The sequence below is a fragment of the Halorarum halophilum genome, from assembly GCF_013401515.1.
GTDB lineage: Archaea > Halobacteriota > Halobacteria > Halobacteriales > Haloferacaceae > Halorarum > Halorarum halophilum.
On sequence record NZ_CP058531.1, the window covers coordinates 61,427 to 75,962 of the forward strand.

The 14,536-nt window shown below is 55.1% G+C and carries 18 protein-coding genes; 14 read left to right on the forward strand and 4 right to left on the reverse strand.

The features are described from left to right. The 4 genes from HUG10_RS19815 to HUG10_RS19830 are packed head-to-tail and all read left to right on the forward strand — an operon-like array spanning position 1 to position 2,815. A complete protein-coding gene (locus HUG10_RS19815) occupies positions 1-591 on the forward strand; it encodes a DUF7288 family protein (protein WP_179171433.1) in 591 nt (196 codons plus the stop codon). Next, entirely contained in the window at positions 579-1,580 is a 1,002-nt protein-coding gene (locus HUG10_RS19820) for a hypothetical protein (protein WP_179171434.1), read from the forward strand. The genes HUG10_RS19815 and HUG10_RS19820 overlap by 13 nt, the downstream gene beginning before the upstream one ends. Continuing rightward, complete coding sequence (locus tag HUG10_RS19825) at positions 1,573-2,025, forward strand: DUF7266 family protein (RefSeq protein WP_179171435.1); 453 nt, start codon at positions 1,573-1,575, stop codon at positions 2,023-2,025. The genes HUG10_RS19820 and HUG10_RS19825 overlap by 8 nt, the downstream gene beginning before the upstream one ends. After that, entirely contained in the window at positions 2,018-2,815 is a 798-nt protein-coding gene (locus HUG10_RS19830; RefSeq protein ID WP_179171436.1) for a DUF7289 family protein, read from the forward strand. The genes HUG10_RS19825 and HUG10_RS19830 overlap by 8 nt, the downstream gene beginning before the upstream one ends. Positions 2,816-3,067: 252 nt before the next feature. On the opposite strand, the gene HUG10_RS19835 is transcribed toward HUG10_RS19830, so the two are convergent. Beyond that, entirely contained in the window at positions 3,068-4,558 is a 1,491-nt protein-coding gene (locus tag HUG10_RS19835) for a DUF7289 family protein (RefSeq protein ID WP_179171437.1), read from the reverse strand. Positions 4,559-4,895: 337 nt separating this feature from the next. On the opposite strand from HUG10_RS19835, the gene HUG10_RS19840 reads away from it, so the two are divergent. The 3 genes from HUG10_RS19840 to HUG10_RS19850 all read left to right on the forward strand — a co-directional run bounded on the left by HUG10_RS19840 (position 4,896) and on the right by HUG10_RS19850 (position 6,043). Then, positions 4,896-5,162 (forward strand): HalOD1 output domain-containing protein, encoded by a 267-nt coding sequence (locus HUG10_RS19840; RefSeq protein ID WP_179171438.1) that lies wholly within the window; start codon positions 4,896-4,898, stop codon positions 5,160-5,162. Beyond that, positions 5,163-5,444, forward strand: coding sequence for a hypothetical protein (locus HUG10_RS19845; RefSeq protein ID WP_179171439.1), 282 nt, complete (start codon positions 5,163-5,165; stop codon positions 5,442-5,444). It abuts the gene before it with no gap. Between the two features lie 287 nt (positions 5,445-5,731). Continuing rightward, positions 5,732-6,043, forward strand: a complete 312-nt coding sequence (locus HUG10_RS19850) for a hypothetical protein (protein WP_179171440.1) — start codon at positions 5,732-5,734, stop codon at positions 6,041-6,043. Between the two features lie 1,274 nt (positions 6,044-7,317). Here HUG10_RS19850 and HUG10_RS19855 read toward each other — a convergent pair. The 3 genes from HUG10_RS19855 to HUG10_RS19865 all read right to left on the reverse strand — a co-directional run bounded on the left by HUG10_RS19855 (position 7,318) and on the right by HUG10_RS19865 (position 9,447). Further along, on the reverse strand, positions 7,318-8,361 hold the full coding sequence (locus HUG10_RS19855; RefSeq protein WP_179171441.1) for a matrixin family metalloprotease: 1,044 nt from the start codon (positions 8,359-8,361) through the stop codon (positions 7,318-7,320). Between the two features lie 85 nt (positions 8,362-8,446). After that, a complete protein-coding gene (locus tag HUG10_RS19860) occupies positions 8,447-8,587 on the reverse strand; it encodes a hypothetical protein (protein ID WP_179171442.1) in 141 nt (46 codons plus the stop codon). Between the two features lie 365 nt (positions 8,588-8,952). Next, positions 8,953-9,447: a hypothetical protein gene (locus tag HUG10_RS19865; protein WP_179171443.1), complete on the reverse strand. Its 495-nt coding sequence runs from the start codon at positions 9,445-9,447 to the stop codon at positions 8,953-8,955. Between the two features lie 232 nt (positions 9,448-9,679). Here HUG10_RS19865 and HUG10_RS19870 point away from each other — a divergent pair, with 232 nt between their 5' ends. From HUG10_RS19870 to HUG10_RS19900, 7 genes are all read left to right on the forward strand, one after another. Then, positions 9,680-10,234 (forward strand): hypothetical protein, encoded by a 555-nt coding sequence (locus HUG10_RS19870; RefSeq protein ID WP_179171444.1) that lies wholly within the window; start codon positions 9,680-9,682, stop codon positions 10,232-10,234. Between the two features lie 24 nt (positions 10,235-10,258). Continuing rightward, on the forward strand, positions 10,259-11,269 hold the full coding sequence (locus HUG10_RS19875) for a signal peptidase I (protein ID WP_179171445.1): 1,011 nt from the start codon (positions 10,259-10,261) through the stop codon (positions 11,267-11,269). Between the two features lie 104 nt (positions 11,270-11,373). After that, the gene (locus HUG10_RS19880; protein ID WP_179171446.1) at positions 11,374-11,772 is read left to right on the forward strand and encodes a hypothetical protein; all 399 of its coding nucleotides are present in this window, start codon (positions 11,374-11,376) and stop codon (positions 11,770-11,772) included. Further along, positions 11,769-12,800 (forward strand): DUF5305 family protein, encoded by a 1,032-nt coding sequence (locus tag HUG10_RS19885; RefSeq protein WP_179171447.1) that lies wholly within the window; start codon positions 11,769-11,771, stop codon positions 12,798-12,800. The genes HUG10_RS19880 and HUG10_RS19885 overlap by 4 nt, the downstream gene beginning before the upstream one ends. Positions 12,801-12,932: 132 nt before the next feature. Continuing rightward, positions 12,933-13,733 (forward strand): STAS domain-containing protein, encoded by an 801-nt coding sequence (locus HUG10_RS19890; RefSeq protein WP_179171448.1) that lies wholly within the window; start codon positions 12,933-12,935, stop codon positions 13,731-13,733. 11 nt (positions 13,734-13,744) lie between these two features. Further along, a complete protein-coding gene (locus HUG10_RS19895) occupies positions 13,745-14,119 on the forward strand; it encodes an STAS domain-containing protein (RefSeq protein WP_179171449.1) in 375 nt (124 codons plus the stop codon). 4 nt (positions 14,120-14,123) lie between these two features. Continuing rightward, the gene (locus tag HUG10_RS19900; RefSeq protein WP_179171450.1) at positions 14,124-14,528 is read left to right on the forward strand and encodes an anti-sigma regulatory factor; all 405 of its coding nucleotides are present in this window, start codon (positions 14,124-14,126) and stop codon (positions 14,526-14,528) included. The last annotated feature ends 8 nt before the right edge of the window (positions 14,529-14,536 follow it).

The window sequence follows — 14,536 nt, forward strand, 5'->3', positions numbered from 1 at the left end:
ATGCGAGCACAGGCCCACACCCTTGAGGGACTCATCGCCGGGCTCATCGTGTTGAGTAGTCTCACCTTCGCGCTCCAGGCGATGGCGGTCACACCGCTAACGGCGAGTACGTCGAGTCAGCACATCGAGAATCAGCAACGGGCGTCGACGACTGGACTACTGAATGCGGCAGCGGATTCAGGCGCACTGAAGCGCGCGGTCCTCTACTGGGACGACACGGAACGCACCTTCCATGGCAGCAATCAGACGGGCTACTACGTCTCAAACAGCGAGTTGAGCAGGTTCACCTTCGGGCGAATGCTGACGAATGCGTACGACGGCCGAGGCATCGCCTTTAACGTCTACGTGAATTATCAACTGGCTGACGGCGACGTCCGCAGCAAGCGACTCGTCTATCGCGGTGAACCGAGCGACAACGCCATCACTGCTCGCAAGTGGATCACGCTGACCGATGGCGACCGGTTGTACGATGTTGACGAACAGCCAACTGGAACGGAACTGAATTCGAGTTCCACGTTCTATGCACCTGACGTCAGGAGTGGCCACCTCTACAATGTCGTCCAAGTGGAGGTGGTCGTATGGCGGATATGACTGTGCTGGATAGAGATCCCTCTAGTTCGAGGGATCACGCTGCCGTTGAGCGAGCCCAGATGTTTCTTATCGGTGGTCTCGCGTTAGCGCTCGTGCTTGTCGCTCTCGTCCTCGTTTTGAACTCGGCGATTTACACAGAAAACCTCGCGACGAGAGGCAGCGGCGGAGCGGGTGTTGATGCGACGCTTCAGGTGAGAGCCGATGTCCAGCAGGGGATGAGCGATATCGTCGAACAGTCGAACCGCGACCACGCGGCCTATATGGACCAACTCACCGCCATTCAGGCGGGGATTCCCGCGCTCGAATCGTTGTTCATGCGGTACGATGCTTCGGATGGCCGGTGGATTCGCTTGCAATACGTGGCCGGGAGTGACGAGCCGGGGATGCGTATCCATCAGGACACGGTAGCCGACTTCCAGGCAGATGCCGATGGGGACTCAATCGACGATCCTACGTGGACACTGGTTGAGCAGACACCAGCCGTCCGAAATTTCCAGGTCACGATTACGAACCGGACAGCGCTGGTGGGGACGGAGACTGACGCGTTTCGGATCGTCTTCGACCAGGACGCAACGACGACTGGCGATGAATGGACACTCTTACTCTACAACGACAGCGGCGCCACCGTCGTTGCGGTCGATGGCCCTGAGGGGTCGCTTGGCGAGTGTCATGACACGACGGGGACCGGAACAACCGTAGACGTGACCGCTGCGACCGTCGATGGTGAGCGCTGCCCGGCATTGGAGTTTCTTGAAGACATACCGGCCGACTTCGATCTCCGGTATGAGCATGGCGGTAACGCAACGGGAACCTACGAAGTCACCGGAAAGGAGGGCGAGTCAACTTCCCGCCCGTCGAGTCCGTATCTGACCGGAAACCCTGTTGCAAACGACTCAGTGTATGGTGTCACGGTCCACCTCTACACCCGGTCGTCAGACATCACATACGAAACTGACGTCCGGGTGGCACCGGGTGAGCAGGATGCGTGATGAGCGCGCGGCAGCGACGACGCTTGGTTATGCGTTGAACCTGACCGTCGCCACGCTTCTCGTCAGTGGATTGCTCATCGCCGGCGGCGGGTTCGTCTCGAGCGAGCGCGAGCAGAGCGTTCGAACCGAATTGCATGTCGTCGGCCAACAGCTCTCCGGCGACATTGGTGCGGCAGATAGACTCGCACGTTCGACGAGCGGATCGCCGGTTACCGTCGAACTGACCCGGCGCTTCCCCGAGGACATCGTTGGGGTACAGTACTACATTGCAGTTGACTGGAATGACGGCGACCCCTACCTCCAACTTGCAACGAACGATCCGGACGTGACCGTCCGCGTAGCAATCGCGAGCAGAACGACGCTGGCCACCAGCAGGGTGCAGGGCGGGAGCGTCCACGTTGTATACGACGCCACCAACGACCGTTTGGAGGTGACCGATGGTTGACCGGGCGGTGAGTGACACACTCAGCTTCGTGCTGGTCTTCACGCTGATCATCTCCTCGGTCGGCGTCGCCACAGTCTACGGAATCGGGAGCCTGCAGGAGACCCGTGACTTCGAACGGGTGAATAACGCAGAGCGGGCATTTGAAATTCTCGCGGACAATCTGCATGAGATCCATGCACATGATGCTCCGAACCGTGCGACGGAACTCAAGTTGGCCGACGCCCAACTCAAGCGGGGCGAGACGACCAGAATGACTGTCGAGATTACAAACGCCCAGTCACCGAACCCCCGGTTCAGCGTAGACACTGATCCGATTGTCTACACCGCAGCGGGGACGGACACCTCGATCGTCTACTCAAACGGGGCGGTTATCCGTGAGGATCGCGACGGTGCCATACTGAAGCGCGAACCACGGTTGCTGTTTGGTACTTCCGGGGGTGAGACGACAGCGGTAATTCCGTTCATTGAGACACGAATCAGGAGCGGAGGGGTTGGTGGCTCATCGACGGTTCTGATTCGAGCCGAACGCGCGAGTTCGGACCTGATCATCGGTGACGTCGAACCCGACGCCTCGGCCAATCCTAACGTCGGCGAAACATATGATGTGACAATGACTATCGAAACGACGACCAAACGTGGGCCGGTCTGGGACCGCTATCTCGATAACCAGCTTGAACCCATGACGGGGTCGATGAACAGCTGTTCCGAGTCCACCGGTATTGTGACGTGCTCGTTCTCGGTTCACGAACTCTACGTCTCCGCAACGCGAATCGACGTGAAGATCGAGTGATGGCGCTCGAGTGTCCTTGCCACCATCGTTTCAAACAGAAGCGGGAGATACCGTTTCGACCAGTGCTCCGAGGTCGATGTGCCGCAGAAGGTGAGTAGTGGTAGCGCCGCTGGACGTGCAGGGAGATGAAGTCCACGTTGGTCCAGGAGTGGATTGAACGCTGTCTACTTCTGGTGCGAAGATAAACGTCCTTCGAGCTACATCGACTGCATCAAGCGTCCAGACGGTCCTTGAGATGATTTCGTTCGGCCGCTATGTATCGATCTCGACGCCGTTCTCTGTAATGTGGAGGAAGGTGACGTATTGGTCCGACCCTTGGTACTCGATCGTTCCCGTTGATGCGTCCTCGCTGACCGTGTTCGAGTTCTTATCGTCGACGGTGAGGTCGAAGTCCGGTGAAATCAGGCCAAAGTAGTGATTGAGGAGACGTCCGCTCGTCTCCGTATCTCCGCTTGTGTAGGTCTTCGGCTCCCACTCGACAGTGTCTTCGTGTTCGTCGAACGTCGGCGAATTCACGAGTTGGCCGTTTGGATTGAAATGGCCGAGTTGACTCTGACTGAGCGAGGTATACGTGAGTGTCGGCCCTGGATAGGTGGGATCGAGGAACGTTGTGTCGAGGAGGATATTGTTGTCGGAATCACAGGAGGCGGTGAAGGCAGTATCCTGGGCCCATCCCTGGTAGGTGGATCCGCCGTCGTCGGAGTAGTACACCGTCATCGAGGCGATTGCGGGATTACTACAGGTCTTCCCACCGCCGCTCCTTCGCAGGTGAACCTCGAACTGCTGTTTGCCGTTGGCTCCCTCGGCCCAGAGCGACCACTGGAGATTCGAAAAATCCGCGCTGTCGGTGTTGTCCGGCCGGAGCGTCATACCGAATTCGTCGAGACTGTGTCCGCCCTCCAACCCCCGCACGCTGAGAGAACTATCTTCAGCTGGTGTCTGGAAAGGTCCGGATTGCCCCGTCGTGGTAAGGGTGAGTTCGACCTCCTCATTGGCGTGGTCGTAGACAATGTTTCCGTCAGTTCGGTCCTCGAAGTGCGACCCCCATGCTTGATAGTATCTACTCTGAACGGTAATGATGATTCTTCCCTCGTCAGTCGGATTGCGGTACTGTTTGCTGCTGCCCGTGTAGGTACTACTTGCGTCTGGGAACACCTTTTCAGAGGTTACATTCGGGTCCTTTTTCACCGTCGCCCTGACCGGCCCGCTATCGCTTTCACTCCCACCGGTGACACGGATGATCGGAAGCGTCAGAGTCGCGCCCCGGTAGTGAAACTCCGGCCGTGAGACCATCGTACTTTCGCTGCCCTGATGACGCCAGACGCCTCCTCCCTGATAGGCGATTTCCGTATCGCCATTCGCATAGACGAACGCGCCAAGCGGTTTCGAGAAGAGAACTTCGTCATTCGTCCCGTCCCAATTGACGTGAGTAACAGTGATTCGACCCGCTGACTTGTCGACCGAAAATGTCCCCTGAGTGCCCCCCACGTCAAGAGACCGCACTTCTGAGTCGCCAAGCGCAACCGTGGCGGCACCTGCGTCAAGCACGGTCATCGCGTGTTCAGTTCGCTGATTCTGGGTGTGTTCTTGTCTCTCAGTGATAAGGTCGGAACCAAGCGCAACGACCGTTGTCGTCCCAATAATGGCGATGGCGAGGATGAGAACAACACCGATGGTTTCAGACTGGCCGCGCCCATGTTGTTGACCCTCCCGCATTGCCGCCAATAAGCCGCTCTCGCGCATTATATCCAATACACAACCAGTGTACAAAAACACCGTTTTTCAACTTGGTAAGGAGTAGTTCGCACGGCACCAGTGTCAAACTCGAATATGAAGAAAAGTCTATGGTACAGGATGCGTTGGCTTGGCCCCTCATCAAGAGGTATATCTGATGCGGCGTCTACAACGGTAACCCATCAACAAGTTCAAACGAGATCTCCACTATCAACGGGATTCGACTTTAGTGGCAGGTTTGGAACCGTCAGTAGATTTCGAAATAAACTGAAACATTTATACTGCTTTTAGTTGAAACATGGTATTGGGATAGTTATTTTAGACATGGCCAACTTGAGTGAGGGTAGTGGGATCTGACTATCGCAGTCAAACAGATGGTTTTGAAGACGGGAATGCTGTCCACCGAATTTTGGCCACGATTTCGGAGGCTGTAAATACGGATGTAGTTGAACTCAGGCCTTCACTTGCTAATAAGCTTGACACTGATGCTCTTGAACAACTACTGCATAGCGCTGACGAGACTGTTCGCGTGACATTCCAGTACCAGCAGAGGGTGGTGGAAATTCGTGGCGACGGTGTCATTGTCGTAACTGACCGTTCGGGAGAAGAGTAGATGTACTGTTGTCTCTGCCAGAACTGCGATGAGGGTACACTCATCGAGGAACTCGACCATGCCGAAGAGTACTTCGACGATCATGCAAATCGCGGCTGCGAGGTCGAAATCATCAATGTGGAAGTAGCGATAGACTTGCTGCGTGGATCAACGGGACCATCTGTCTCACCACGTGATTTCCAGACAACTAACGAACAGAGCTCGGGCTATGAGACGGAGCCATCTGAGACTGAGATTATCGGGTTCTGCCGGCGGCTGAAGATTAAGTTCGGCTGGCCGTGACCAATGTGTTGTGACTTAACCCACTGTCCTCAGAAAGCCACCGTCAGTACCAGAATTAATCGAGTACGCCCGAAACGAACGGAAGCACACCTGACAACTGCTGCCGATAAAATACAGTCACCGTTGAGTTGGCAATCGAGTTTGCCCTTGGTAATCGGTGGTCACAATGTAGGGGAGCAATTTGAGAATACGACTGGAGTGGCGGCCACCACACTTAGATTTCAGAAGCTTGTTGATGAAATTAGGGGAAGAGACGGTACAGCCAAGTTGACCGCCGCTGATGACTGGTGCAGGACACCGGTGAATTGGCGGAGCTTGGTCGAGTTACGGTTGGGATTCAGACAGTGCATCATACCGTCCAAAAACGGGCTCAACTTCAGCACCACGTGACTGACCCCAATACTGACTCACACATCGACTTTCCAATTGAAACGAAGCACCAACTGGAAGAAGCGCTTGATACGATCATTCAGTCGGCATATGAAAACGGCGTGAACGTAAACGATATGGGGTATGACCTCCGCCACGACGATGTCGAGCGTATGGACTGGGAGGTACGAATCGTCCAATTAGCGAAAAAGAGTGACAACAACAAATAAAATAACATTATACCGGGCGGCCCGCATCCGGCGATTATGAGTACAGACCCTAAGACGATCCGCCAACCTCGTTAGAGACTCATCCCTCACTGAACGGACGACCCGTCGGTCGGCAATAAGCTCGCAAATATTCGCGCCGAGGCCGTCGCTGAGAAACCAGCGTTCCAAGGCGTTTTACAAACCGGAGGCACCTGGTCCCTGTCTTTGTGTATTATGAGCAGAAGCAGCTGCCTGGTGGCAAGCGGCTTCCTTTACGACTGATTCTCTACGAGGAACTCCACCCAGTACCCGACATCGACCAAGCGATCGACGACATTGTCGGCTTCGTCGACGTCAACACAACTCCGAAGTAACCGGACAGTGTCGCCCAGCCGAACATCGACCAGCGCGCGAGTACGTCGAGTGGAGCGAGTTCCCTCAAATCCTTGACGAGGCCCTGGAGGTAGCGGTCGAGACGGGCCGCCTGGGGCTCGTTGACGGTGACGAACCGCGGTATAGGGTCCCCTGAGCGGCCCGTCTTTCAGCCGATTCCGCTGTCTTGACTGTAAACAACGGATGTTCCTCGGCTGTTTTTGATCGATGAAGATAGGCAGTCCTTTGGGTGACTGAGTCTACGAGAGTCTCTTTAAGAGTCATCCATTCGCAATTGCATATTCTGTTTTATAGTGGGACTTAATACAACCACGAGACACAGAATAATTGGGTGCATCTGGTGCCCGTGCGCTCATAACGGCTCGAAGTAGTCGAGGAGCACCTGCTGACGTGGACGAGCCGATTGCAGTTCAATGGGTCACCTGACGAACAGGGGGAAACACGAGGGCGTCGGTTCATTGTCGTGCCAGAGGTCATCTGCACGGTGGTCGGACCGTTTCCACGACCCCCCGACGTCCTATTGTCACGCGCTATCCGCTGGAGCGCGTGCGATAAACCGAACCTTCGATCTGCGACACTATCTCCACTAACGAGGACCTGAACAAGAAGCTCAGGCCGGCTAGCGGGTTCTTATGATTCTCGCTTCTCGACATGAAACGAAGGGGTGTGAACCTTCCATTCCCGGAGTGTCTGACGCTCCCCCAGATGTCTCTCTAGCTCGGTGTCTGCCTAATAAGATGCGAGATCCTCCCCGCCCTCGTCGAGGTGCCTATCAGCTGGGTAAAGTCAATAATTCAATCCGAACAGTGATATCACGTACTTGCTCTGTTTTGAGCCACCCCGATTCACCTCTTGGTGAAGATTCTCCATCTAAGCTCGGGTATTGATATGGTTGATGGCGATTACCACCAGTGATCCCGATCATCGTCCTCGGGGTCGTCAAACGGAGGCGGGAGATCGTCGACCGTTTCGGCCCCGAAGAGATACCCAAACCAGTAGCCGACGTGCCATGCGACGTGGTCTTCACCAACATCTTTCACAGTAATTTCCCCACTCGTGTAATACTCCAGCGCCGGGTCGGTGTCAGTATCCACACCCCATCGTCTACCTGAAGAGTTGAACCCGCCACCCTCGTCTAGCCGAACTATGACATGTGCCGCCGACTCATTGTCGGTCAGGGTCAGAGATGTGTTCGGTTGGAGGTTTGAGTCCTTGTCAGTCTCGTAGTAGTCAATGGCATGTTGGACTTCCTCTCTGTAATCCTCTCTGTTGTGGGGGCTCAGGTCGCCCTCATCGACGTATATGAACAGTTCGTTGACCAGCCACGGGCTGGGGCGGTCCAGAGCGTCCGGTTGGCTGACGTACGTTGTAGATGTCTCGGCCTCCATGAAATCGAACTGATCGGTGTCCGAGTGGTCGTACCCGAGCGTGTGGCCGAATTCGTGTTTTAGAATCTTAACAGTCGTCTTCCTCGTAAACCCTCGTTCAACCTCAACATAGGTGACGCCGTTGACCGTTGTTCCTGGCCGAATGTAATCAGCACAGCCCACGGTGTGTCCATCCTCGTTCTCGCAGTATCCGATATCATCTACGAACCGCACCGTGATGTCTGAGTACGGGCCGTCGACAATTGTGTAATTGAGCTCTCTCCCCGTCGATTGATTCTCCCAATATCGAACCGCCTCACGAACCATCCCTTCATGGTCAGCTCGAGAGTCTTCTGGTGCGAGGATTTCTACGCGGATGGGGTTGGCCTGCCATGCATTATTTGGAGGTACGGGTGTCGGCGTAGGGCTTGCAGTGGGAGATGGCGATGGACTCTGTGTTGGGCTGTCGGTGGGCGAATCCGATACCGTTGACGTCGGCTGCTCAGTTGGTGAAGCCGTGCCACCAGATGCACACCCTGAGATTACGAGGACAATGGCGATGATGACCGCCTTCTTCATATTTCGTCACTGACTACCCTCCTGATTAACATTTATCATCCTTCACATTCAGTGATAATTCCGACTGTATTCTTCAGTGATGGGATTAGTCAAGCCCTCGAACGAGTAAGAGCAGTCCGGCGAGACAAAACAACAAGCCGATAATCGCAGGGAAGTCCCCAATAACGAGAATTGCCCCGCCGACGAAGAGGAATATCAGTCCACCTCCTACTTCTTCGATTGACATGCAATTGGGGAGAAGTCATAATGTCATAAATATACTCTTTTCCTGGGGCTATATGATGGACTCCAGCAGCGACCCGCTGGAGTGACTCAAGCTCCAGCCGGTCACCGATCCGCGGGACATCCCGCGGCCTATACAAATCCAGCTCTAAACAATCGGCACAAGTGCCTGCAAAAACACACCACTTTTACGGAGTATCTAACGCTTTCCCCCGACATCGAGACCCGAATCAAACTCTCGAATGGCAATACGAGAATACCGGCCCCTGGGGAATGAGGCCAGCATTTGCGGGTCCGACAGTCAGGTAGTCAGCCCGCGCTGAGACAGGATAACGTCTCCTGATATAACAAAAACGGTCGTTGAGTGTCTTACCCCCAGACGTCCAACTTAGGCGCCTCGTACTGCCCGGGCGATTCGACTATCTCTTCCTCCTCGCCCAGAACACCAAGTAGCCGGACCCAGTAGGGGATCGTCGTCTGCATGACGCCGTCCACCCAGTATACCTCGGTCTCGAACTCCTCGCCCTCGTAGTGAATCCCCTGCGACGTTGCCGTCGCTTGCAACTCCCGGTCGGCGTACTCCCTGATGATCTCCGTAAACTCATCAGCGGCAGCGGAGCAGGCCGTCACCAGCACGGGAACGGAGAGCGCCTGCGCCAGCTGGGCGAGCAGCGCGGTCGAGATCTCCAGGAGGCGCTTATCGATGAACGACGGCACCTCTGAGTCTCTATAGTGAAACGCCATGTTCGAGGCGACGATTAACTCCGGTCGTGATGACGCCCGTCCAAGGACCGTCGCTGTTAACTCTACGAAATCTGGATTATCGTCGACAGAGAGAACGGCGAGTGACTGTGAAATGTCCATTGATATTCACGTGGCTACGGGTGGAGTGGGGGGGGGATTCAGGACAAATGCACTAAATATCATATCCTAACACCTGTCCAGCATCACTTCGCACTATTTCCTAAAGCCGTGATACTGGTTATCTATGGCCTCATTCTGGACGAACAAGAAGAGCCTGCCATATCGTCCAAATCCTAAAGTTGGTAATCGGAGGAATGAATATTTATATAAACGAGTCTTTTTCTTGAATGCAATGTCAACAAACGTTAGGATCGGTTTGGTAGCTGTCATGCTTATCGTCGCATCAGGGGCGTTCGCAGCAAGTGCGTACACGAGCGGGAGTGTTGAACGGTCGGCCAACGTCAACGTTGTGAACGACGATACGGGTCTCATCGCGCTTCAAGACGGAACCTCTGGTGACCTCGTGTTCCAGAACGCGACCGGTGCACTGGCAATCGACTTCACGGCTGGGGGTGCAGGCGGTGCGAACACCGCGGCCCACTACGAGCTCGGTGACCCGGCCAACGCGAACACGTCGTACGCCTTCAACCTGACCAACCTCGACGCTGAAAGTCACGACTTCACGGTCGCCTACAGTGGCTCTGACGGACAGGATACTGATGCGAACATCGAGTTCCAGGTCTACGACAGCACTGGAACTCTCGTCGACACCGCTAACGAAGAAGGCACTTCGGCTAGCCTCTCGGGCGTCGCGTCCGGTGAGACGCTCTACGTCGTCATTGTCGTGGATACCCACGGCCTCGACAGTACGGCCGATCTCTCCGGGACCCTGACGATCTCGGCCTAATCGGCACCACGAATTCGAAAAACCTTGCTTGGACGTATCGCGCTCATCATCGTCGTTTTTGCAGCCGTTGCAGTCACGACGCCGGCGTCTCCGGTCCAGGTCTCATACGTTTATTCGGATAGCATGGAACCCACGATCGGCCAGAACGACGGCTACCTCGTGGTTCCGGAAGGGAATATCGAACAGCGGGATATCATCGTGTTCTGGTCGTCCGAACGGGGAGAACCTGTCACTCACCGGGTCGTTGGTCGCTCGAGTGCTGGACTGCTAACGCAGGGCGACAACAATGACATTACGGACCAGGCTGCCGGCTATTCGTATGTCCAACGCGAGGAAATCGTTGGGACGGTCTTCACGATCCACGGTGAGCCGGTCACAATCCCTGGCCTGGGAATCCTCGTCTCGCTAATGGGCACACATCGTCTCGTCGTACTCGGTGCTGCTGGGCTCCTCATTGCTGGCAGCATGCTATACAACTCAGGAACTCACCACTCCCGCCCCGGTCGAGCAGTGGTAAGGGTGAACGATGTGATGCATCCGTTGTTTGCCGTAGCACTCCTCACAGGGATCGTGTTCTTGCTGATCGGGGCGAATGGCCACGAACTGACGTACGTGGCCGTGGACGGTACAGTGGGTGGGCCAAACACGCTCACGGTAGGTGAAGCTACGAACGAGACGGTTTTGATAACTGCTCCATCCATCCCATTCACGCATCGCATGGTGAGTACAGATGGGATGACGATTACGAGCCAAAGCGAGAACGCTTCGACCGTGACGGCGCAGGTGTACATCCCCGGACCGACAGAGCGTGGAGCCTACACGACGAGCATCCGTGTCTGTCGGTATCCGGCCGTTCTTCCCGAACAGACCGTCCGGACTCTCCATGCTGTTCACCCCACGCTTGCAGCATGCATCACGATGGGGCTTCTGTTCGCCCCGTTTTTCGTACTGTATGTACTCGTTCTTGACGGCCAGCAACCACTCCGGACGTCGCGCTCGCGTTGGCGATCTCGCCTGGGGGGGAGGAATCAATGAGGCCACGCCGATCACGCCGACGAGGCACGAAAGCCACGCTCCCGGCATTAGTTCTACTTTCGAGTGGGATACTCGTTGTCGCCGTCGTATTCGGGGCTGGAGGGATGGCAACTGCCTCCTTCACCACGGCAGACGCAACACGGAACTCGGCGGTCGACGTAACCTCCGACGAGCTGAGTGCGCATTCCCTCGATGTCGCATCGTCAGTTTACATCAATTCGACGGGCCCTCTCGTGAACGTGACCAATCGGCTCGGTCAGGACGTGACGATCACGGTCGCCCTTCGCAGTGACTCACAGCACATCGGCGATCTTGTCGTAGACGGAACGGTAGTCGGAAATGCGACTTCGTTTACCCTCACGAAAGGCGCGACACGAACAGTGGATATTGAGATTCCTGATGATAGTTCCCTCTCCGACGAAACAGTGTACTTCTCTGTGGATGCGTCGGCACCGGGACTTGAAGTGACAGCGCCGGATAGGAGGGCTTCAGTAAACGAATGACCAGCTTTCCTGGAGTTGCACGGGCGAAGCTCTTCATTTCCGAGTACGGTCCTGTACTCGCGGTCTGTCTCGCCATTATTGGTGTCATCACCATTGGGTGGGCAGGTTGGATATACACACATCCGCCGACAACTACCGTCACAGACAACACGAACAAGCAAACCATTCAATCTACCCTCCAGACGAGCGCCGTCGTCACCGGGGATAGCGCCCTCTATCGACAGGGTGATCGGGTAGAAAACCAGCCCGTGTATTTCCTGAGTGCGACTCCGGACGTTGTACTCACTGTACAGACGAATGTCCCCGATGAGCAGACGGTTCAGGTAGACCAGCGGATCGAACTAGTGATGCAGGCCTCCCACAGTGGAGAGATTTTCTGGAACCGGTCTCGCGTTCTTGAACAAGAAGTGTCGACGACATCGGATGGGACAGTAACAACGATGACTGAGCTCAATATCACGCAACTCAGGAGCCAAATCGCGCCAGTCCAAGCGGAGATTGGCTCGGCAGGTTCACTCACAATCCTCGTCAGCGTGACGGCATCGTATGAGACGAATCACTATTCGGGAACGCTAAATGACCAAACTCCGCTTAGGCTATCCGAGCGCACATACACGATTGACCAACTTACACTCGAAACGATAGAGAGTACACCAAAGACCCGGGAAATCGTCGTGCCATCGCGAGATGCATCTGCGTATACCCTTCTCGCAGGGATTGGAGTGAGTGCTCTTCTCGGTGCGGGAACAATCGCTGGCCTCTACCGCCGCAGGGAGCAATGGGGGGCTGTCAGGGACCAGCTCCATCAGAACCGATATGCTGAGTGGATATCCGAAGGGCGGCTCTCGGCGGAACATGGTGATCACCATGTACCCGTAGAGTCCCTCGAAAATCTCGTCGATATAGGTATCGACCAGAGTAAACGTGTTATCTATGACAGCGAGAGGGAGGTATACGCTGTTCTTGATGGGACATTTGTCTATCACTATGGGGGAGAGAGCATCTGGAATAGGAACGAAGAAGAATGAGTCCCCACTGACAATCTACCTTTATCGTTAGGGCGCAATCGAGATTCATCTACTGGAATAAAGGCGGTAATATCTCTGGGTAATGCAAACAGTCATTATACCGAGCTTGGTTTTCTTATGAACATACAACTCATGGCGGATACTAACCCCCCCTACGCACGACTAGTTGAAAATGCTCCAATTGGCGTCTTTCAGGTGATCGTCGACACTGAACACCTCGACGAGGTTTCTCGTGATCGAGAGCATTTGTACGTCAACGAGACCCTCGCGAATATCCTCTCGTTCGACTCTCGTGATCACTTCCACTCGGAGGTGGACTCCATAGAGTATGAGGACCCTCGTGACAGGGAAACATTGCAAGCGCAGGTACAAGAGACGGGTGACGTGGAATCCTTCGAGACGACGCTCGTCGATAACGACGGTGAACCGGTAGATGTGCTTATCTCAGGGACACTTCAGGAGGAGGAATTTACGGGATACGTCACCGACATCTCCGAACGAAAGCAGCTCGAGCGGAAAGCCCAGAAACAGGCCGAGGCAATCCTCGAACAGTCGATGCCGATCGTCCAAATCTGGGAAGGAATTACCCTCGCCACCGTAGTGGGAACCCTAGACACTAACCGGGCCCAACAGCTCACGGAAGAGTTGCTCACTGAACTTACGGAAACACAGTCTGCTGTCGCATTGGTCGATATCACCGGCGTTCCGAACGTGGATACAGCAACAGCTCAGCACCTAATCGACACCGTCAAAGCAGTGTCGCTCCTGGGAAGCGAAGTCATCATCACAGGTATCAACCCGGACATCGCACAGACGTTGGTCCAGTTAGGAATTACCATGGACGAGATTCAAACCAAGTCGTCATTGAGTAAAGGGTTAGAGCGTGGATTACACATTATTCAGGACGACGTCCAGACGACTGGAGACTCCTAGTGAGGGCCTCCATGAACGATGATACACATCTCTCCCTTATGCGGGTTGGAGAGAATATGATTGCTTCGCTCCCACCTCATCCGTCAGATAGTACGATTGATGAGCTCCAAGAGCGTGTCCTCACCCGTCTCAACCAAACGGACGCTGAGCGGATTAACGGGGTCATCCTCGATGTCGAATCCGTTCAAACGGTCGATTCATTCTTTGCTCGGACGATTGTCGAGACTGCGAAAATGGTTGAACTGATGGGCGTCAGGCCGGTCCTTGTCGGCATCAGTCCGCCAATCGCCATCACGGCGACTGAACTTGGGTTTGACCTCGGGAATATTGACACGGCGCTCAACACGGATACCGCATTAGACATGCTCAGCGATGACATCCAGTGACCCCATGACGACCGAGGAGGGAACACTCACCATCAGCACCGAGACTGACATCGTCACTGCGCGGACGACGATTCGCGAGGTTGCCACCGACGTTGGATTCGGGCTAACTGACACCACTAGAATCGTGACAGCAGTATCCGAACTCGCACGGAATGTCTATCTCTATGCTGATTCCGGGACGATGCACTGGCGGACAGAAACCAACCGTAGTCGACAATTACTTGAAATAGTTTTCGACGATGACGGCCCTGGTATCGCAGATGTCGAACGAGCACTTGAAGAGGGATATTCGACTGCAAACGGCATGGGGCACGGACTCTCCGGGACGCAGAAATTGATGGATGAGTTCGAGATAGAAACGAGTTCGGAGACCGGAACGACCGTGACAGTCCACAAGTACTTGTCATGAGGGCTCGC